The sequence below is a fragment of the Bacteroides sp. L10-4 genome, assembly GCF_013373675.1.
In the GTDB taxonomy this organism is placed as follows: Bacteria; Bacteroidota; Bacteroidia; order Bacteroidales; family Bacteroidaceae; genus Bacteroides; species Bacteroides muris.
The window spans coordinates 65,294-86,842 of sequence record NZ_JABXJH010000005.1; the positions used below are offsets into that span (position 1 = coordinate 65,294).

Annotated in this window: 12 protein-coding genes; 5 read left to right on the forward strand and 7 right to left on the reverse strand. The window is 50.0% G+C overall.

What is annotated here, in order from left to right; all coding sequences use genetic code 11:
- Window positions 1-14: 14 nt before the first annotated feature.
- The 6 genes from HU824_RS03130 to galA form a co-directional block, all read right to left on the reverse strand.
- A complete protein-coding gene (locus HU824_RS03130; protein WP_005825021.1) occupies window positions 15-3,281 on the reverse strand; it encodes a TonB-dependent receptor in 3,267 nt (1,088 codons plus the stop codon).
- A 234-nt stretch (window positions 3,282-3,515) separates the two neighbouring features.
- Complete coding sequence (locus HU824_RS03135) at window positions 3,516-4,487, reverse strand: glycoside hydrolase family 5 protein (RefSeq protein ID WP_176468059.1); 972 nt, start codon at window positions 4,485-4,487, stop codon at window positions 3,516-3,518.
- A 112-nt stretch (window positions 4,488-4,599) separates the two neighbouring features.
- On the reverse strand, window positions 4,600-5,892 hold the full coding sequence (locus HU824_RS03140) for a beta-galactosidase (RefSeq protein WP_176468060.1): 1,293 nt from the start codon (window positions 5,890-5,892) through the stop codon (window positions 4,600-4,602).
- Between the two features lie 74 nt (window positions 5,893-5,966).
- Window positions 5,967-7,250 (reverse strand): acetylxylan esterase, encoded by a 1,284-nt coding sequence (locus tag HU824_RS03145; protein ID WP_176468061.1) that lies wholly within the window; start codon window positions 7,248-7,250, stop codon window positions 5,967-5,969.
- Between the two features lie 72 nt (window positions 7,251-7,322).
- A complete protein-coding gene (locus tag HU824_RS03150; RefSeq protein ID WP_016273973.1) occupies window positions 7,323-8,210 on the reverse strand; it encodes an AraC family transcriptional regulator in 888 nt (295 codons plus the stop codon).
- Window positions 8,211-8,543: 333 nt separating this feature from the next.
- Window positions 8,544-10,988: a beta-galactosidase GalA gene (gene galA / locus HU824_RS03155; RefSeq protein ID WP_176468062.1), complete on the reverse strand. Its 2,445-nt coding sequence runs from the start codon at window positions 10,986-10,988 to the stop codon at window positions 8,544-8,546.
- Between the two features lie 220 nt (window positions 10,989-11,208).
- On the opposite strand from galA, the gene HU824_RS03160 reads away from it, so the two are divergent.
- From HU824_RS03160 to HU824_RS03180, 5 genes are all read left to right on the forward strand, one after another.
- Window positions 11,209-13,695 carry a GH36-type glycosyl hydrolase domain-containing protein gene (locus HU824_RS03160; RefSeq protein ID WP_176468063.1) on the forward strand — a complete coding sequence of 829 codons (2,487 nt, stop codon included), beginning with the start codon at window positions 11,209-11,211 and terminating at the stop codon, window positions 13,693-13,695.
- A gap of 18 nt (window positions 13,696-13,713) precedes the next feature.
- Window positions 13,714-14,718, forward strand: coding sequence for an aldo/keto reductase (locus HU824_RS03165; protein WP_176468064.1), 1,005 nt, complete (start codon window positions 13,714-13,716; stop codon window positions 14,716-14,718).
- Window positions 14,719-14,724: 6 nt separating this feature from the next.
- Window positions 14,725-16,740: a glycoside hydrolase family 97 protein gene (locus HU824_RS03170; RefSeq protein ID WP_176468065.1), complete on the forward strand. Its 2,016-nt coding sequence runs from the start codon at window positions 14,725-14,727 to the stop codon at window positions 16,738-16,740.
- Window positions 16,741-16,959: 219 nt separating this feature from the next.
- Window positions 16,960-17,598 (forward strand): DUF4136 domain-containing protein, encoded by a 639-nt coding sequence (locus HU824_RS03175; RefSeq protein ID WP_176468066.1) that lies wholly within the window; start codon window positions 16,960-16,962, stop codon window positions 17,596-17,598.
- Window positions 17,599-17,722: 124 nt separating this feature from the next.
- Window positions 17,723-18,352 carry an outer membrane beta-barrel protein gene (locus HU824_RS03180; protein WP_176468067.1) on the forward strand — a complete coding sequence of 210 codons (630 nt, stop codon included), beginning with the start codon at window positions 17,723-17,725 and terminating at the stop codon, window positions 18,350-18,352.
- 161 nt (window positions 18,353-18,513) lie between these two features.
- On the opposite strand, the gene HU824_RS03185 is transcribed toward HU824_RS03180, so the two are convergent.
- The gene (locus HU824_RS03185; RefSeq protein WP_176468068.1) at window positions 18,514-21,549 is read right to left on the reverse strand and encodes a glycoside hydrolase family 3 N-terminal domain-containing protein; all 3,036 of its coding nucleotides are present in this window, start codon (window positions 21,547-21,549) and stop codon (window positions 18,514-18,516) included.

Genomic DNA, 21,549 nt, shown 5'->3' on the forward strand with positions numbered 1-21,549 from the left:
TTCAATTTAAAGTGTTAGAATGAAACGTTCAAGCCGAATGAATAAACTGTAGGAGACGGATAACGTCCGTTGTCCAAACCATAGACATTGACGCTTGAAGTGCTGGCACCAATTTCAGGGTCATAGCCGTCATAACCGGTAATGGTCAGCAGGTTCTGGATATTGGCATAGATACGCAAGTTGCTCAGTCCCAGTTTATCAATCGTCTTTTTCGGGAAAGTATATCCCAAAGAGATGTTCTTCAGACGGATATAAGAACCATCTTCAATATAACGGTCACTGATACGGTCGTTGTCATTCGGGTCATTGATAGTGGCGCGTGGAATGGAAGCTCCCGGGTTTGCCACCATGACGTTAGACACATCATTATACCACATCGTTCCATCTTCGTAGACCTTGTTCGGATTGATAGGAACAAGCTGTGCACGTCCGTTTACAGCATTCAGCTGGTTAGTCCAGGGAGAGTTCATATGTGTCAGCTTCATGGAAAGGTAGTTATACACCTTGTTGCCATAGGAACCGTTGATGAAAACGGACAAGTCGAAGTTCTTGTAACGGAAAGTATTGGTCCAGCCAAAAGTAAACTTAGGCATCGGAGAACCGATATTGGTCTTGTCATAGTCGTCAATAACGCCATCGGGCACACCGTCAGGACCACTGATATCCTTATATTTCACATCACCCACCCATACGGTATTGGTACGGTCGAATACACCGTTTGCCGGGTACTTGGCAGGTTTCGGAGAAGTCTGAAGGTCCTCCAGGTCCTTGTAAACACCATCACAAACAAATCCATAGAAGTTATAAAGTGATTCGCCTACACTGGATACACTGACTACATCGGTCCACTGTCCGTAACCCACAATCTGCGCATTGGCTGTACCAGCCAATCCTTTCAGTTTGTTCTTGTTGAAAGAAATCTGGAAGTCAGAATCCCATTCAAACTTACCCGTAATAGGATGTGTGTTCAGAGAGATTTCAAAACCGGTATTCTCTATGTCACCATAGTTACCTTTCGGAGCAGCCAATGCAGAAGAGGCATTACCGGAAGTACCCATATAAGAAGGCAACTGCAACGGCATCAACATATCACTGGAAGTTTTCTTGTACCACTCTACCGTCAGATTGATACGGTCGTGCAGGAATCCCAAATCCACACCGACGTTCCATTGCTCCTGGGACTCCCATTTGATGGAAGTATTCGGTATATTGGAGGGGCGATACCCCATACCCAGACCGGAAGGCATACGACTCATGGATGTACCCCAAGCATAACCACCGATGTTGGCATTACCAGTTTGTCCCCATCCCAGACGCAACTTACCGTTACTGATGACCTTCTTCAACGGTTCAAAGAACGTTTCGTTGGAAAAGCGCCAGGAAGTAGCCAATGAATGGAAGCCTGCCCAACGGTTCTCGGGACCGAAGTTTGAAGAGCCGTCATAACGATAGGTATAAGTACCCAGATAACGGTCGGCATAGTTATAAGTCAGACGTGTAAAGAAAGATGCCATAGACGAGCTTCCAAAACCTGCATTGATAGTCGGGGTTCCCGTACCCAAGGCAGGATTGTGCACTTCATCCGAAGGCAGACCGCTATTGAACACACTCGTGAAGTCATAGCTGGACTCCCAGCACTCCTGGCCCACCATGGCTGTATAATGATGCTTGTCGCCTATGTTTCCGGAATAGGTCACATAGTTCTTCAATTGCCAGAATGTACTGCTGTTTTTCTGGATATTGCTTTCATTACTGGAACGTACCCATCCACCCAAATCAACCATCGGCTTGTAGCGCTCACCTTTGCTGGAACTGATGTCATAACCCAATTCGGCATGCCATACCAGATTTTTAATCGGAGTAACCTCAAAGAAAATATTACCCGTCAGTTTCTGACGGTCCAGCAGAATGTCATCCATCATGGCAAGGGCAATCGGGTTAGGATTCGTGTAGCCTTCGCGAACAACGGTGGCATAGCTGCCATCCAGATTATAGATAGGTATATCAGGAAGAGTGGTCAACGAGTAGTTAATCAAACCTTCATCACTGTCTGCCAGTTTCAGGTCATCACCCGTTGCTGTATAGGTGGCGGTCAAACCGAGTTTCAACCACTTCTTCAGTTGGGCATCCAAGTTGGCACGGAAGCTGTAACGGTTAAAGTTTGAACCGATGATGGTACCGTCCTGATCCATATAGGAAGCTGATACGTAGTATTGTATCTTCTCTGTACCACCTTGTGCCGAAATCTGGTGCTGATGCTGCAAAGCAGTCTGGAAGATGGCGTCCTGCCAGTTTGTACCTACTCCCAGCAGAGAAGGATCGGCATAATAATTACTAGGGTCCGAGATTTCACCCATGTTTGCCAAATCATTATAATAAGTGGCATACTCACGCAGATTCATCATATCCAGACGCTTTGTCTGGCGTTGAACGGCAAACATACCGTCATAAGTAAACTTAGCCTCACCCGCCTTACCACGTTTGGTCGTAATCAAAACCACACCATTGGAACCTTGCGCACCGTAAATGGCGGTTGCCGAAGCATCTTTCAGAATTTCCATACTGACGATATCAGCAGGGTTGATGGTGGAAAGCGGAGAAATGGTGGAAACCGAGCCATTACCCAGTGCATCGCCCAAACCATAAGATGAACCGCTTTGTCCCTGACTCTGTACAATCACACCGTCAATTACATACAACGGCTCGGCATTGGCATTGATAGTGGCCTGACCACGTACGCGGATAGAGGAGGAAGAACCCGGAGCACCGGAAGTGCTGACTGCCGTCACACCGGCAGCACGCCCTTGAAGGGACTGGTCGAGATTGGTGATAATAGAACCCTTAATCTTGTCTTCACTCATGGAAACGGAAGCACCGGAAAGGTCGCTTTTCTTCATCGTACCGTACCCCACAACCACCACTTCGTCCAACATCTCAGAGTCTTCCTTCAGCGTGATGTTCACTGTTGTCTGGTTCGTTATCTTTATTTCCTGGCTGACATAGCCTATAAAGGAGACTACAATGGTAGCTCCCGGTTTCACATTCAAGGCAAAGTTACCGTCAATGTCGGTAATTACACCATTCGTTGTACCTTTTTCCAATACATTGGCACCGATAATAGGGCCCATAGCATCACTGACGACACCCGTAATTTTCTTTGTTTGCTGCACTGCCTCAACGGTATCCGTCGATGATACTGCGAAAAGCTGAGGAGCATAACCCAGACTGAACACCGAGCATATCCCCGCAAGCAGCGCTGTCTTTCTAAAATTCAAATTCATACTGTATTTCTTAGATTTAAAACAAACACAAAACCTCCCAAAAGAAGATTTTTTTAGTTAACAAAAATGAGACTGAGTCAAAAAGCCCTGATATACTATCACAGCCTTGACATTTAGGTTTACTTCCAAACAGTCCATGTCTTCATAGTTCCGTTTTTCCTTTTTTCCCATAGGCACAATTCTTTTTTTCTTAAATTATTAATGGTTAAATCATATTGCTTTTTCCCGAAAGGGTCATTTCTTCAGTTCGTCCCGTACCATTCTTCCCCATTCCTTCATATCTGCATCTTTCCAGTTTCCCTCGGAAGAAGCCGACGGATAGAACATGGAGCAAGTCTCATCCTTGTCAGACAAAGACCAGGCCACCCAGCTGATGGAATGCCGCTGCATCCAGTCCAGCCAATTCCCCCACTCTTCTTTACTGATGGGGCCGTCCCCACTTGCCTCCATACCGGCGCATTCGGAAACGAAAATCGGCAAGCCCTTGCCCAGAGCATAGTCGGCGCGGTCGCGCAGCCACTGTCCGTGGGTGTTGGCATAAAAGTGGAGTGTATACATTATATTGCTATATCCGGTAATAGGATCGTCCGCTGCCAAATGGATGTCCTGGTCCCAATGCGGACAACCAACGAGGATAACGGCATCCGGCTCTATGGCACGAATCGTCTTGACGACCTCCACAGAGTATGCCTTCACGTGCTCCCAACTATCTTCCACCGGTTCGTTGAAAACCTCATAGATGACATTCGGAACCCCCTTGTAACGGGTAGCCATTTGGGTGAAGAATTCCTTTGCTTCTTCCTGCCGCAGATTGTGGCTATGCCAGTCGATAATGACGTAAACGCCGTTCTCGATAGCGGCGTCCACCACTTTCGTAACACACTCAATACCGAACTCGGGCTTGTTCACATAGCAGGCGCTATCCAAATCCACTCCCATAGAGGCCCGAAGTACCTGTGCGCCCCAGTCATTGACCAGATAAGCAACCGAAGAGGCATTGTAGAAACGGGGCCAGAACTGATGCCAGCCATAGCTGACACCGTGCAATACCACCGTGTCTCCTTCGGTATTCATCAACTGCGTACCATTAACCACCAATGCCGGTAGCGTTTCCTTTACATTTTCATTCTTCGACGGGTTTGTTCCACAACCAATGGTCATACCTAGGCAACAAACCGCCAACATAACTTTCCATATGCTTTTCATATCATACTTAGTAATTAGAGTTATACATCTTTCCTGATAACGGTAGGAACGCTTTGCACATGCTTATATTCTGATTTTCGGGCAGGGATTACACGAAAAAGCACGGACAGGTTCAATTTTGCAGCTTCCGGTTTTCCGCTTTAATTATTTCAATAGTGCTGTCTGTGGCAAAGACAGAGTTCAGTCCTTGTTGTTCCTGAGCCGGGTCACCGGTATAGTCATCTCCCTTTTCCCAGAATACATGGTCGGGATTTTGTCCGGCAAAACCGCCCCATGCCCAGAAGTTGCATCCGGCAAAGAGTCCGCCGCTCTCACGGTCCTGGCGGATAAGGTCGAATACATAACGGTAATATTCATCGCGGGCAGTGGTCGGTGCCTCTTTGGAGAAGCTGAAGCCGTCGCGAGGAAAACCAAACTCCTCCAAAACAATCGGCTTGCTGTACTTCCGGGCAATGACCATGTGGTCATCTATATACTTCCTGGTATTCTCCTTGGCACGCGGAAGAAGTTCCGTCAGGCTGTCAGCCTTCACCCAACTCCAGTTGTAGGGCCAGATGTGGATATTCAGATAATCGATGTTGGGGTCGGCATGAATCTTCTCGAAAAGACTCATGTCCATTTCGCATCCCCACGAGCCCTCACTGCCGGAAGACACCATGTGGTTCGGGTCGAGTGACTTGATTTGTGCAGCCACGTCTGCCATCCAGCGGGCAAACGGCTCCTTGTTCTCGTCAGAGAAAGCGCGAGGCTCGTTACCAATCTGCCAGGACATAATAGTAGGGTCATCCACATATTTTATCTGATTATACCTATTGGTGCGTGAAACAATATAATTGACATGATTGGCAAACAAGGCCTTCGCGCTGTCCGATTGGGGGAACTGCTTGACATACTCCATGTAGGCGGGCCATCCGTCTACGGCAGGTACCACGGCATCACTGTGTCCGGACCATTGCAGGTAAACGGAATAGCCACCGCTCCATTCCCAGGAATTGTTCAAATAGAGGACAGCTGTCATATCGCGTTCACGCAGTTCATTCATAAAATAATCCAATCCGGCTAAAATAGTATCATTATAGACGCCCGGTGCTACTTGCAAAGAGGGTTCTACCCGCGTCTTTATGCCATTTTCACCGTCAGCACCCACCAATACGCGCAGGTTGTTGATGCCAATACTTTTCAGAAAGTCCAGCTCCTTATGCAACCGTTCACGATTGCCGCCTTCACCTTCGGAACCAAGAATGGCACCGTACCAGAAATTGGCACCTACAAAATAATAGGGCTTTCCGTCGCGAACGAACTGTCCGTCAGCATTGACCCTGATAAACGAATGTTCCGCAGGCTCGGGGGCACATGCTCCCAAAAGGAATAAAAGTACTGTCAGTAAAAGGAATTGTTTCTTCATATTATCAGTTTTTAAGCGATACACAAAGATACGCGGCTCATATCATAAAAAATGATACTATATTATCAGATTAATCACATTGACACATTAAGTTGTCTCCGTATCCAGTCCAGCCATTCATCCCACTGTTCCTGATACCAGTAATGCCCGGTTTCCAGATAAAGATGCAACTCTTTCGGGGAAGAAATCACATTGTAGGCTGCATACATGGAAGTGGGAGGACAGACCTCGTCGTTATATCCCCAACTGAACCAACCGGGCACATTCAGCAGGCGGGCAAAGTTTGCCGTATCATAATAACGCACCGTTTCAAGCTGCTTTTCATCGGGAGTACCGTAATAATAGAAATAATGGGGCCAGCCGCAAGCACGCTTCTTGAAGAACGCTTCGTGGTCGCACAAGGCAGGATGAACTGCCGCCAGGAAAGTAACGCGTGAATCAAGAGCCGCCGTAATCACAGACAAGGCACCGCCCTGGCTGGAACCCGTAACGCCCAGCGCCTTCCCGTTGTACTGCGGCAGCGAACAGATAAAGTCCACAGCACGCAAAGCGCCTACCACCACACGGTTATAGTAAGAAGCATCCCGGCTGTCGCGGCCGAACGTCCAGTAATTGCTCAGCGCCCCGCCTGCCAGCGCATCGTATACAGGCTGCTGCATCGTGACGGGAATGCCGTGGATGCCCACCTCCAATGTAATCACCTTTCCGGGAGCCGTATACGTATCTCCCGCATAAGGGCGGACGCCCGCACCGGGCACACGCAGCAAGGCCGGATACTTTCCTTCTTTCTTGGGAATACTGAGAATGCCGTAGAAACGTCCTCCCCAAGCTTTTGTCTGGAAGCTGACCTGATATACATTATCCGTTTCCGTACAGCGTTCGGGAAGCAGTGTCATAAGGGGATTCAACGGGGTCTTGCGCGCCTCTTCCAAGGTCTTGGCCCAATAATCCCGAAAATCGGCAGGAAGTTTCGTCACGGGTTGCAGCTGCCCGGGAGCGTATGCCGACGTAGCCAGCCCTTCATAAGTCCGGCCGTCCACATGCGCCTTGACCTTGCAACGCAAGAAGCCTGCAGTCTTCATCGTGCCTTGCAACTTCAAGGTACCGTCTTTCAGCACCACGTTTTTCTTCACTTCAGCGGGATACATCTCGGGACCCAGCTCATAGTCAATCCTGACGTCGGGCAAGAGATTCTGCGCCTTCAGCACCCGGACAGTAAACGTGCACTTCTCATTCGGACGATACACCCAATCGCCATGGTCGGGTGAAACGACTACACGGACTTCATTGCCGCGTATCTGCGCCATCACACCACATACACACAGCAAACATAAGAATAAGGAAAAAACTCTTTTCATGATATCAGATATTAGTATTAATCATCAGCGCAAAAATAGGCACTTTCAATAAAGAAGACTGATACTTTCTTATCATATCACCAGCTTCTTTTTCCGGTAATTTTCACGGAATTCCTTCGGCGAGCATCCCTTCTTCCGCTTGAACATACGATTGAAATTGGACAGATTGTTGAAGCCGCAGTCATAGCACACCTCTGCGATGGTACGCGTGGAATCTACCAGCATACGCGTGGCAAAGCCCAGACGGATATCGATAATGTAGTCGGAAAGCGTCTTGCCGGTGCGCAGGCGGAAGAAACGGCTGAAGGAGACCGGGGTCATGCCCACCATATCGGCCAATGAAGCCAGACGGATATCCTCCTGATAATGGGTGGAAATGTATTTCTGCACCTTCTGTACCCGGCGGCTGTCCGAGAAAGTCTCTATCTTGGCAAACGAAGAACTGGACAACACCCGGGCATTGTCATAGAGGGAAAGTTCGTAAAGGATACGGAGAAAGTTCATCACGGCATAAAAGCCCTGCTCCTCGGAAGCCAGCTTGTCCAGCCAGTTGTACACCTTCATGATGGCCTGCATGGGGAAGCAAAGTCCGCACTGTGCACGCTCCAGCATCCGACGAATACTGTCGAACTGGTTCTTGTTGATGACGTTCCCGAAGAACAAGTCGGGAGAGAACTGGATGGTAATCTCCCGAATATCTCCGGAGGTACATTCATGTTGCTCCCATACGTGCTCCAACTCCTTACCGGTTATCAGCACCAGGTCATAATCACCGATAATCTCGGCAGAATCGCCTACCACGCGGCGGACACCGGAAGCATGTTCCGTAAAGTTCAGTTCATATTCTGCATGGCAATGGATGGGGTAGGTGAATTCTGTTTTGTGACGGTCGGCAATATAGAAACAGTCACGTTCCGACAGAGGGGTTATCTCCCTCATGATATAGTTCTGGTTTTCCATAGGCATTGGCTAAAAAGTATCATGCCACAAATATACTCATTCTTTTTAATCCACAATAGTAGCATTTGTTACATTTAGGGGTAAGAATTGTTATGTATGAGCAGATGCCCGGGAAAGCACAACTTCCGTCCTTCTCCCCCTCAGGCTCCAATGCAAGGAAGCGTGAGATGTACATCTCACGCTACATGAAATGTGTATCTCATACAGCACGAGATGCGCATCTCGTACATTTGCACACTATAGTTTGAGGAAGAAAGAAGCGGAGTTCCTTCTCTTGCCCCATAGACATAAGAAAGGTCTCCGCTTCGCCGGATGATATGAATGATAAGCTGCTTACTTCTGCAGCTTCAAAACGCAGGAAGTTTCCGGCAGGTTTTCCGAAACGACCGTCAGTGTGGCTTCTCCCACTTCGCCGGTGCTTTGCAGCAATACCTGCGCAAGTCCGTTGAATGTCTTTACCTGACAGGTGCGGGCATCGGCGTCGGCCGGACGTTCCGTAGCCTGATAAGCGGGATCTCCATTCCCCACCCCAAGGATGCGTACCGGACCGGAGACGGTTATCGTCAAGTCGCTGCAGGCAGTGGGAACAAAACGTTTCTTCTTGTCCTGCAACTCAATGTTGCACACCGCCACGTCCCGATTGTCCGCCCGAATGACGGGACGGTCCGCTGTCAGGGAGATACGGGCAGGAGCACCGGCAGTCTCCACAGTACGGGTCAATAGTTTTTTGCCGTTCTTATAGCCTACAGCCTTCACTGCACCGGGCCGGTAAACGGCTTTCCAAGAAAGATGACCGTTTCGGGGCATCGGTTTGCGATCCAGTTTCTTGCCGTTCACAGTCAATTCCACTTCATCGCAGTTGCTGTATACCCAAATGTCGATGCTATCACCTTCGTGACCTTGCAGATTCCAGTGAGGAAGGATGTGCAGCACCGGCTCATCCGTCCACCAGGACTTCAGATACCAGGCTTCGTCCTTGGGGAAACCGCAGTAGTCCAGAATGCCGAATTGTGAACCCGTAGCCGGGAACTTCATGGGGTTGGGTTCGCCGCGGTAGTCGAAACCCGTCCAATAGAAAAGACCTGCCAGATAGGGACGTTCGTCATAGAATTTCCAGCCACGCTCGATGCAGTTCAGCAGACTGTCTGGTCCGTTCAGCTTACGGTTGTGTGCCACCATGTGGCCTTTGTCGTGGGCATCGAAGTAGATGCCGCGTGTACCGCAGCCCGTAGTCTCTTCCGAGCCGAGCGCACGGCGACCGGGATAATCCTTGCGGTGCCGCTCCACCGGATTCTGAAGGATGTAGTTATAACCGGCCACGTCTGCGGGAACCAAGATGGCGGGACCACTGCTCGAAGCAACGGTCATGAGGCGTGTAGGGTCGAAACGGTGGCAATATTCGCGCATCGTGGCAGCAATGCGTGTACCGCTTTCTTTCCACTCGATGCCCCACTCCTCGTTGCCTACACTCCAAAGGATGATGCACGGATGGTTACGGTCGCGGTCTATCATACGTTTCAGCAGGCGGGTGTGTTCTTCGTTGACACCCGTCAGGCGGTTTTCTTCCATCACAAGGATGCCGAGGCTGTCGCAGGCATCGAGCATTTCGGGAGTCATCGGGTTATGGGAAGAACGGTAGGCATTGCAGCCGAACTTCTTCAGTTCCTTCAGTCGGTACACTTGCAGGGCATCGGGAATGCCGGCACCTACTCCGGGGTGGTCTTGGTGCATGTTCACACCTTTCAGTTTCAGAGGCTGTCCGTTCAAGAGGAAGCCCTTGTCGGCATCGAAGCGGATGTCGCGAATACCAATCGGGGTGGCCACCACGTCCACCTGCCTACCGTTTTGCCAGACGCTGGTTTCCATTTTATAAAGGTAAGGATGTTCTGTACTCCATAGCTGGGGATTCAGCACTTTGGTACGCACCTTTACGCTACGCGTTTCTTGCGGCAGCAGGGTTATCTCTTCCGCCTCGTCCTCCATCTGCACTTGTCCGTCGGCATCAAGCAGACGGCACCATACTTTGCCGGAGACGGGGTCTTTTCCCGAATTCTTCATCTGCACTTCGGTCACCAGCACAGCCTTGTCGAAAGGAGCTTCCAGCGTGGAAGATACAAATACGCCGAAAGGAGCTACATGTAACGGCGCCGTCTTGTTCAGCCATACATGGCGGTAGATGCCCGCACCCTCGTAAAACCAGCCCTCCTCGAGCGTGGCATCCGCACGGACGCAGATAAGATTCTCTTCTCCGTAATTCAAGTATTCCGTAATGTCATACACCTGCGTGGCATAACCGCTCGGTTCGTGTCCCAGGTAGAAACCGTTTATCCAGATACGGGCATCACGGAAGATACCGTCGAACTGAAGATAAAGATGTTTGCCGAGGTCCTCTTGTGGCACGGTGATGGTCTTTCGGTACCATCCCACAGAGTTTTCGGGGAATTTATAGCCGACGGCTTTATAGCCATGGCTGTGACTGGCTTCTTTGGCATATGGCAAATCAACAACCCAGTCATGGGGAAGATTGACCGTTTTCCACTCCACACCCCACTTCTCCGGATTGAACTTGGGGGAGTAAGGGCCCTCATTATGGATAGAGGCCGCTTTGGTAAGATAGTTGAAGTACTCCGTTCCGCAGCCAAAGTCTTTCTCCGGCGAGGAAGCATTGCCGAAAGCAAACAGCCAGCCGTCATCCAACAAAATACATTCGCGGACGGATTGGGCGGAAAGAGAAAAAGTGATTTCAAGAAAGAATAGAAATGCGAATAAGTATCTCATATCGGTTAATCATAAAACGTGTTTACAAAGATAGAGCGAAAAAGATTCGCACAGTGATACTTTTGTATCATTTTCCGGTACTTCATGTTTCCAAAGGGAAAAAACACACCGGGCAAACAAGAGGGATAGGAGAAAAGTTTTTAAATTTGAAGCGTGCTTCCGGAAAAATGACCGGACGACGCGACTACCGGAAATGAATCAAACCAAAAACAAAAATAATATGCAAGACAAAAGATTCGGATATTTCGATGACGAAAACCGCGAATACGTCATTACCGACCCCAAGACACCCTGGCCTTGGATTAACTACCTGGGCAATGAAGATTTCTTCTCGCTCATCTCCAATACCGCCGGAGGCTACTCCTTCTACAAGGATGCCAAGTTCCGCCGTATCACCCGCTACCGCTACAACAGCGTGCCGATGGACAACGGGGGACGCTACTTCTACATCAACGAAGGCGGCAGCGTATGGTCGCCGACATGGAAGCCCTGCAAGACAGCCCTCGATAGCTACGAGTGCCGTCATGGAATGAGCTATACCCGCATCACCGGAGCCAAAGACGGCATTGAGGCCAGCCTGCTCTTCTTCGTCCCACTGAAAATCTGGGGAGAGGTGCAGAAGCTGACCTTGCGGAATACTTCTGCCAAAGTGAGAAAACTCAAACTGTTCTCCTTTGCCGAATGGTGCTTGTGGAATGCCGCTACGGACATGGAGAACTTCCAGCGTAACTTCTCCACGGGAGAGGTGGAAGTGGACGGGTCTGTCATCTACCACAAGACGGAATACAAGGAACGTCGCAACCACTACGCCTTCTACAGCGTCAATACACCTGTAGACGGATTCGATACAGACCGCGAAACGTTCGTGGGGCTCTACAACGAGTTTACCGCCCCGGAACGAGTAGTGGAAGGCAAGCCGGGCAACAGCATTGCCCACGGCTGGAGCCCCATCGCCTCACACTATCTGGAAGTAGAACTGCAACCCGGCGAAAGCCGCGACTTCATCTTCCTGCTGGGCTATGTGGAGAACAAACAAGAGGCGAAATTCGAGGAACGTAAAGAATCTCAGCATGAAGCGTTCAAGCAGAGCGTACCTTCTTCACCTATTATAAATAAGGAAAAGGCTAAGGCGATGATTTCGGCCTTCGACACTACCGCCAAAGTAGATGCTGCCTTTGCCGAACTGAAAGCCTACTGGGACCGCCTGCTGGACATCTACGTCGTGAAGACCGACGAAGAAAAGCTAGACCGCATGGTGAACATCTGGAACCAGTATCAGTGTATGATTACCTTCAACATGTCCCGTTCCGCCTCTTTCTTCGAGAGCGGCATCGGTCGGGGAATGGGCTTCCGCGACTCCAACCAGGACCTCGTGGGCTTCGTGCACCAGATACCGGAACGCGCCCGCGAACGAATCATCGACATAGCTTCTACCCAATTCCCCGACGGAGGATGCTACCACCAATACCAACCGCTGACCAAACGCGGCAACAACGACATAGGCGGCGGCTTCAACGACGACCCCATGTGGCTTATCTTCGGTACGGTGGCATACATCAAGGAATCGGGAGACTTCAGCATCCTGGATGAGCCCGTCCCCTTCGACAACAAGGAAGGTTCGGAAGTGTCTTTGTTCGAACACCTGCGCGTTTCCTTCAACCATGTCATCGAGAACCTCGGCCCCCACATGTTGCCCCTCATCGGCCGTGCCGACTGGAACGACTGCCTGAACCTGAACTGCTTCTCCTGGGACCCGAATGAATCATTCCAGACCACAGAAAATCAGACGGAAGGCAGCCAGGCAGAGTCACTGATGATTGCCGGCTTGTTCGTAGTGTGCGGACGCGACTATGTGGAACTGTGCCGCCACTTGGGTAAAAACGACGAAGCGAACAGAGCGCAAACCTATATAGACAATATGGTGGAAGCCGTGAAAAAACATGGTTGGGACGGAGACTGGTACCTGCGCGCCTACGATTACTTCGGCCACAAGGTAGGCTCCAAAGAGAACGAGGAAGGACAAATCTTCATCGAATCGCAAGGCTGGTGCACCATGGCAGGCATCGGACTGGAAGAAGGCATGGTAGAGAAAGCACTGGACTCTGTAAAGGAACGCCTGGACTGCGAACACGGCATTGTACTCAACAATCCGCCCTTCACCCGGTATGTTGTGGAGTATGGAGAAATCTCCACCTATCCCGCCGGCTACAAGGAGAATGCGGGTATCTTCTGCCACAACAACCCGTGGGTCATCATCGGAGAAACCGTACTGGGCCGGGGCGACCGTTCCTGGGAGTATTTCCGCAAGATATGCCCGTCGTACACCGAAGAGCACAGTGCCCTGCATAAAGTAGAACCTTACGTATGCTGCCAGATGGTGGCCGGCAAGGATGCCGCCCGCCCCGGTGAAGGCAAAAACAGCTGGCTGACGGGAACGGCTGCCTGGATGTGGTATGCCATCACGCAATTCATACTCGGCATCAAGCCTTCGTATGAAGGTCTGGAAATCAATCCTTGTATCCCGTCAGACTGGAAAGGCTTCAACGTGAAGCGCAAGTTCCGCGGGGCAGAATATCATATTACCGTGAAGAATCCCGATGGTGTGTGCAAAGGCATCCAGTCAATCACAGTAGACGGCCGGCCGATAAAAGGCAATGTAGTAAACCATCTGCCGGGCACGCATACAGTAGAAGTAATAATGGGGTAACCCACAAAATACAATATCATGATAAACCCAATTTATTCTCCGGCGACCGAACGCTATGACAACGGCATGAAATTCCGCCGTTGCGGGCAAAGCGGCATCTTGCTGCCGGAAATATCGCTCGGATTGTGGCACAACTTCGGCGACGTGAACACATTTGCCAATTCCCAGGCCATGGCACACTATGCCTTCGACCGCGGAATCACGCATTTCGACCTCGCCAACAATTACGGTCCTTCCTACGGTTCCGCCGAAGAGACTTTCGGAATGATTATGAAGAAATCCTTCATGCCCTATCGGGACGAACTATTCATCTCCACCAAGGCCGGACACGACATGTGGCCCGGCCCCTATGGAGAGTGGGGTTCACGCAAGTACCTGATGAGCAGCCTCAACCAAAGTCTGAAACGGATGAACCTGGATTATGTGGACATCTTCTACTCTCACCGCTACGACCCGGTTACTCCGCTTGAAGAGACCCTGCAAACACTGGTTGATATCGTACGGCAAGGCAAAGCACTCTATGCAGGAATCTCCAAATATCCCAAAGAGGCGGCCGAGTTTGCCTACAAATACCTGGAAGAACGGGATGTACACTGCCTGCTCTATCAAGGCAGATACAATCTCTTCAACCGCGAACCGGAAGAAGAAGGTATCCTGCAGCAAGCCAAAGGGAATGGGACCGGCTTCATCGCCTTCTCCCCGCTGGCACAAGGCCTGCTGACCAACCGCTACCTGAACGGTATTCCCGAAGATTCGCGCATGGCAAAGGGGGCTTTCCTGAAGAAAGAAGCACTGACCGACGAGACGCTGCAAAAAATCAAGGCACTCAACGAAGTTGCTGCCTCACGCGGGCAAACCCTTGCCGAGATGTCACTTGCCTGGCTGTTGAAGGACGACCTGGTGACAAGCGTCATCATCGGAGCGAGCTCCGTTGCCCAACTGGCAGATAACCTGAAAGCGACTGAAAATACAGACTTCTCTGCCGAGGAACTGGAGAAGATAAAGAAAATCATTCAAAAATAAATCAACATGAAAAGCCTCCTTATTCAAACCTTTTGTTTATTATTCCTTTGCTTGGGCACAGTCCGTGCACAGCAATACCAACTGGCATCACCCAACGGAAAACTATCCGTTACGGTAGATGTCGGAGAAGCCCTCACCTGGCAGATTGCACACGACGGCACCACAGTGCTGCAACCCTCTGCCATCGCCCTGCAAGGCAGAGATGAAAAATCAGCCAAGAAAGCAATAACTTTCGGTAAAAATGTAAAAGTAATCCGTGCAGAACGCAAGTCTGTGGAGTCCTCCTTCCCCACTCCCCTCTATAAAAAAGCAAGTGTGAAGGATGTCTACAACCAGTTGACACTGAAATGCCGCGGAGGCTACAGCGTACAGTTCCGCGCATACGATGACGGCGCTGCCTACCGCTTCATTTCCGAACAGAACAAGCCGTTTATCGTCCTCAACGAAACTGCGGACTTCAATTTCGACAAGGATTACCAGGCATTTGTACCTTACATAAACGACAACCGCAACGGTGAGCGCTATTGCTTCTCCTTCGAGTCTTACTACGACGAAGCCCCGTTGTCCAAAATGCACACCGACTCACTCTCCATCACCCCACTGATGGTTTGCCTGGAGGGAGGAAAGAAAGCCGTTATCATGGAAGCCGGATTGGAAAACTATCCCGGCATGTTCCTCACTGTAAATCCCCAGACACGTCAAGGAGTGCAGGCAGCATTTGCCCCCTATCCGCTGGAAGAAATAATCGGCGGACACAACCGGCTGAACCTGATACCGACCAAGCGTGCAGACTACATCGCCCGTTGTGCCAAGCAGGAGCTCCCCTGGCGTGTGGTGCTCGTCACCGAAAAGGACACGCAGCTTGCCGACAACGACATGGCACAGCGTCTTGCTCCCGCCTGCCGCATCAAAGACATTTCCTGGATTAAACCCGGCAAAGTGGCTTGGGACTGGTGGAACACCTGCAACCTGACTGGCGTAGACTTCAAAGCCGGCATGAACACCCCGACTTATAAGGCATTCATCGACTTTGCCGCCGACAATAAACTGGAATATATCATCATCGATGACGGCTGGAGTGGAAACGAATCCTTATTGAAAGACCTGAATCCGGATATCGATTTAAAAGAACTCATAGCTTACGGAAACCAGAAGGGCGTGGGCATCATTCTCTGGGCAAGCTGGCGAAACTCTGCCAAAGATACGGAAGCCGTATTCAGCCACTATGCACAGATGGGCATCAAAGGCTTCAAGATAGACTTCTTCGACCGTGACGACCAGCCACTGGTACAGTCCGTAGAACGCATTGCAGCCTGCGCCGCCGAGCACCGCCTGGTATTAGACCTGCACGGTCTCAAACCATACGGTATACAGCGCACCTATCCCAACGTCCTGAACTTTGAAGGTGTAAAGGGATTGGAGAACGCCAAATGGGAACCGATAGTGAACGGGGCCCCCCTTCACAACTTCCCGCGCTATGACGTGACTGCTCCCTACCTGCGTATGCTTATAGGTCCGATGGACTACACACCGGGAGCCACGATGAACGCAACCCGCGAAACCTTCCGTGCCGTCAATGACCATCCGATGAGCCAGGGTACACGTGTACACCAAATGGCGATGTACACCCTCTTCGAGGCCCCGCTGCAGATGCTTGCCGACAGCCCCAGCAAATATATGAAGGAGCAAGAATGCACGGACTTCATTGCCAAAGTGCCTACCGTTTTCGACGAAACCGTAGCACTGGACGGTGAAGTAGGCGAATACCTCACATTGGCACGCCGCAAGGGAGACGTCTGGTACATCGCCTCCATGACCGACTGGACACCCCGCAACTGCGTCATCGATCTTTCCTTCCTCGAAGAAGGAAGTTACGAAGCCGAAATCTTTTCCGACGGCATCAATGCCGAGCGGGAAGCAACCGACTACAAGAAAGAAGTACGCACCGTGACTTCGGGAGACAAGCTGAACATACGCATGGCACCCGGAGGAGGATGGACAGCACGGATATGGAAAAAATGATAGGGTGATAAAGTAATGGCATAATGCAATAGGGTGACGGTTACATTAAAAGTACTGTCACCCTATTCATTTATCACTCTATCGTCCTATCAGTGTACGTCCTTTCTCACTTTTAACACACTTCTGCGTGAACTTTTTATATCCTATCTTGTTTTTCTCACAAAAGCCTAAGGTACCATAGGGCAGGAATTTATATTAAACCTAGACCATTATAAAAGTATGAAAAAATTTATTCCCCTATTATTAGCGGTCTTTGCAGTGACGCTTGCATCTTGCGAAAAAGACCCTGACATGGATAAGCTGGACAATAATTATCTGGTTTATACCAACTATGACAAAAAGGCGGATTTCAGAACCTTCGAAACTTATTATTTGCCGGACAGCATTCTGGTTATCGGTGATAAGAAAAATGCCGAATACTGGAAAGATGAGAATGCCCAGGAAATTCTCAGCGCTTACGTTACTAACATGAACAGCCGCGGCTACATCCGTGTGAATGACCGGGAAGAAGCCGACCTTGGCTTGCAGATAAGCTATGTCAGAAGTACTTATTACTTCACCGACTACGGACGTCCTGAATGGTGGTGGAACTATCCAGGCTACTGGGATGCTCCTTACTGGGGCAACTGGGGCGGATGGTATTATCCCTATGCCGTGAACTATTCCTACAGCACCGGTTCCTTTATCAGCGAATTGTTGAATCTGAATGCACCGCAAGGCCAGAGCGAAAAACTTCCTATTCTGTGGACCAGCTATATGAGCGGCTTACTTAGTGGTTCTACTTCTGTCAATACCAAACTTGCCGTACAAGGTGTGAACCAAGCTTTCACTCAATCAACCTACCTGACCAACAAGTAGCGACAAGCTACGAACCATAGGTGACAAATGACCGGTTACCCGATATAAGGTGACAAGAATAATACGGCAGCATCCTTATCCAGACAGGGAGGTGGCCATTGAACCCCAAAAACAAGAATAAAGTATGAAAACAATAAAATATCTTTCCTTACGAGTATTTGCAGTTATCGCTCTTGCTCTCGTATTCACCCTACCGACAAAGGCGCAGATGACCGATAACGGTTATGCCAATATCGACTGGCAATATAATTTTCCCCTCAGTAACAACTTCGTTGACAAATCAAGCGGCTGGGGCATGAATTTTGAAGGCGGCTACTTTCTAACAGACAATTTTGCATTGGGAGCTTTCTTAAACTACCATAGCAACCATGAGTATTTCAGTCGCCAGACACTTCCCGTAGGCGAAGGCGGCAGTCTGAATACCGACCAGCAGCACACTGCATTCCAGTTACCTTTCGGTCTGGCCTCCCGTTATGTATGGAACCGTGGAGGTGCATTCCAGCCGTATGCCGGTGTAAAACTGGGTGCTGAATACGCACAATTAAAATCAACCTTCAACGTATTCGAAGCCAACAAGAATACATGGGGTTTCCATGTATCACCAGAAATTGGTTTCAATGTGTATCCTTGGGCTTATGGACCGGGCTTGCATGTTGCAGCCTATTACAGCTACAGTACAAATAAAGGTGACCTCTTTACATACAACGTAGACGGTTTGAGCAATTTCGGTCTGCGCGTAGGTATTGCGTTCTGATAACACACCCACTTAAAGCTTAACAGATAGAATTTAATTGTTTCAAAATTCAAGAAGAAAAGAGCCTTTCCTGCGTGAACAAGGAAGGCTCTTTTTAATTGTGTGCAAATTCATAAGAAAGAAACTTCACACCACATCATTTTTCATGCAAACAGCAAGCTTTACTTCACCAAACTTTTATATATCGCCTCTTGAATCCTCGTCCTTATATCCAGCCTCATCAACTTGTTATTCCACACATCCGGATAGGTGCGGTTGCTCAAAAAGACATAAACCAAGCCATTCTCCGGGTCTGTCCAGGCGCAAGTGCCCGTGAAACCGGTATGGCCGTAGACAGAAGCAGGGGCAGACTCTGCGCAGGGACTCTTCTGGGGATTACGCCGGTCGGGCTTATCAAATCCCAGCCCCCGGCGACTTATCCTTGAGACGGTGGTAGTAAATACCCTGCAAGTCTCTTTGCTCAAATAGCGCTTACCGTCCAGTTCACCCCCATTCAGCAACATCTGATAGACTTTTGCCACTTCTCCGGCAGTGGAGAACAGCCCGGCATTACCGGAAACGCCGCCCTGAAAAGCTGCGGATTCATCATGTACAAACCCTTGCAGGGTAGTTTTACGTAAGAAAAGATCTGTTGATGAAGGTACAATATCTTCCTTCTTCAAAAAGCGCAGAGGGAGATACCCTGTACGCTCCAATCCCATCGGAGTATAGAATTCCTTGGCCAGATATTCATCCATAGACATGCCGGTACGCGCCTCAACCAACTGCTGCAATAAGATAAAGCCCACACAACTATAGCGATAACGTTTATCCCTAAGCGGAGCATCCACTATCTTCTGCAAATACTTCTGCTTGAAGGAACGGTTCAGCCAAAGGCTATCGGACACTTGCATCGTATATTCCGGTGTCTGCACCTTCGACGTCAGTCCCTGACAGAAACGGAACTTAGGATTCGCCCAAGTCTGCCGTCCGATGCGTGCGGAATGCTGGGCATCAGGGCGCACCTTGAACAAAGTACCGGTGTAGCTTTCCTCATCAATCGCTTCCTGATAGAACAGCAAAGTGGAAGGTAGACCGGATTCGTGCATCAATAGCTCGCGTACCGTAATATTCTTCTTGTCCGTATCTTGCAGGAAAGGCAGATAATCCGACACCCGGTCTGTAAGACTGAGACGCCCACCATCGTACAACTTCATTACGGCAAGTAACGTGGCCGTGGTCTTTGTGAGCGAGGCGATGTCGTACACATCTGTTTTCTTCACGGGAGGCGCCTTGCTTCCGGCCTTGTTCCAAACGTGGGTACCGAAAGCTTTATTATACATCTCCCTGCCATCCTTCAGCACCACCACCTGGCAGCCGGGGTAAGCCCCTTCACGAATGCCTTCTTCAGCTATCTTGTCTATTTCAGCCAGCAGACGGGAATTCATGCCATGCTCTTCGGGCACAAAGCGGGGAACACTTTGAAGAGTCAGCGTCACCCCCGCACCGGCAGCAAACCGACTACCGATACTGGCAGACAAGCGTCCCTCCGAACAAGCACCTCCATAAACAATCCGAGCGACCTGCCGCTGTACCTCCTCGTTGGAAGAGTGTGCCAAAACCACCGCTTCGGCAGCAGTGCCCCCTTGCTTTATCTGCAATACCTGCTTGCCAGGAATAAAGAACAGATAAACCACCGGTACGTCAGGAGCGAACTTTGCAAAGAAATTCTGATAGGGCGTCAAACGGTGTTCGGTGACACAGACCAGAATACGTTTGTACTTGGCCAGCGCATTCCTCAAACGGTTCCCGTCAGCCTCCGGCAGATTCTTGCCCAAATGGAACTCCACAGGACGGGTATACCGCGACAGTTCTTTGAGGAATGGCCGGATTTCCTGCGCTTCTCCCACATTGAGCACGGCAACTTCACCGATAGAAGGGTCTAGCGGAAGTACCTCGCCCCGATTATCCAGCACAGTAATGGCCGCCAAGTTCAGCCGGCGCATCAAATCGCGCGTTTTCGGAGTATTGATACGAGTCTCCAAACCGGAAAGCCGCACATGGGGTTTCTTTTCCAGCCCAAGGGCATATTTATATTTCAGCACTTTACGGCATTTCGCCTCTATCTCTTTCTCTGTCAGCTCCCCTTTTTTCACAGCTGCAAGCACAGCCTCCACTTCTTCCTTAATACGTCGGGGGACAAGCAGCAAATCATTGCCGGCTTTCAGCGCCTGCAAACAGATGCTTTCATTGCCCGATACCCCTTTCATGGCAAGGGCATCCGTAAAGACAAGCCCCTGAAAGCCGAGGTCATTCACCAACAGACCAGAAACTACCTTACGCGAAAGCGAAGACGGAAGCCCCTTTTGCGGCTCTATGGCAGGTACCTCCAAGTGCCCCACCATCATACCTCCCAGTCCGGCACGAATGGCTTTTCTGAAAGGATAAAGCTCTATACTGTCCAGACGGGCACGGGTAAAAGGCAGCACAGGCAACGCCTTATGAGAATCTACATCCGTATCCCCATGCCCAGGAAAATGCTTGCTGACAGAAAGTATACCACCATCCTCCAACCCTTTGGAGTAGGCAACAACCTTGTTCGCCACATTGAACGGACTTTCACCGAAGGAACGGGTATTGATAACCGGATTCTTGGGATTGATATTCACGTCCGCTACGGGGGCAAAATTCACTTGTACCCCTAGTTCACGGCACTGACGGGCCACCTCTCGCCCATATTCATAAATCAGTGTATCGTTCTGTATGCAGCCAAGCACCATGTTTCGCGGAAAGTTCGGGGTACCGCGAAGACGCATGGCCAGTCCCCACTCACCGTCAAAGGTAATCATCAGCGGAACTTCCGCCATCCGCTGCGCCTCATTGGTCAACATCACCTGGTTCTGCATCAATCCGCCGGAGAACAACAGACCACCTACTTTGTAATCTTCCACTACTTTACGAAGCAGTTCCTTATTGGCCTTGTCTTGCTGGGGGGCAATCGTATAAATAAACAGTTGTCCGATGCGTTCTTTCAAAGTCAGACACTGCAAGACGGAATCCACCCACTGCTTGCACCGCACGTCACTGTTCAAGAGACGTACAAGCGAAGGATCGTTCAGCGGCACCGGAGTAAACGGCATGGGACCAAGCTGCGCTTTCAGAAGCGGACAAAAACAACACAATATAACAATATAGGCAAGCAGGTATATTCTCTTCAT

What these genes read in the sequence shown, in the direction of transcription:
- HU824_RS03130 (WP_005825021.1), bottom strand. Translation starts at nt 3,281, where the DNA reads ATGAATTTGAATTTTAGAAAGACAGCGCTGCTTGCGGGGATATGCTCG.
- HU824_RS03135 (WP_176468059.1), bottom strand. Translation starts at nt 4,487, where the DNA reads ATGAAAAGCATATGGAAAGTTATGTTGGCGGTTTGTTGCCTAGGTATG.
- HU824_RS03140 (WP_176468060.1), bottom strand. Translation starts at nt 5,892, where the DNA reads ATGAAGAAACAATTCCTTTTACTGACAGTACTTTTATTCCTTTTGGGA.
- HU824_RS03145 (WP_176468061.1), bottom strand. Translation starts at nt 7,250, where the DNA reads ATGAAAAGAGTTTTTTCCTTATTCTTATGTTTGCTGTGTGTATGTGGT.
- HU824_RS03150 (WP_016273973.1), bottom strand. Translation starts at nt 8,210, where the DNA reads ATGGAAAACCAGAACTATATCATGAGGGAGATAACCCCTCTGTCGGAA.
- galA (WP_176468062.1), bottom strand. Translation starts at nt 10,988, where the DNA reads ATGAGATACTTATTCGCATTTCTATTCTTTCTTGAAATCACTTTTTCT.
- HU824_RS03160 (WP_176468063.1), top strand. Translation starts at nt 11,209, where the DNA reads ATGCAAGACAAAAGATTCGGATATTTCGATGACGAAAACCGCGAATAC.
- HU824_RS03165 (WP_176468064.1), top strand. Translation starts at nt 13,714, where the DNA reads ATGATAAACCCAATTTATTCTCCGGCGACCGAACGCTATGACAACGGC.
- HU824_RS03170 (WP_176468065.1), top strand. Translation starts at nt 14,725, where the DNA reads ATGAAAAGCCTCCTTATTCAAACCTTTTGTTTATTATTCCTTTGCTTG.
- HU824_RS03175 (WP_176468066.1), top strand. Translation starts at nt 16,960, where the DNA reads ATGAAAAAATTTATTCCCCTATTATTAGCGGTCTTTGCAGTGACGCTT.
- HU824_RS03180 (WP_176468067.1), top strand. Translation starts at nt 17,723, where the DNA reads ATGAAAACAATAAAATATCTTTCCTTACGAGTATTTGCAGTTATCGCT.
- HU824_RS03185 (WP_176468068.1), bottom strand. Translation starts at nt 21,549, where the DNA reads ATGAAGAGAATATACCTGCTTGCCTATATTGTTATATTGTGTTGTTTT.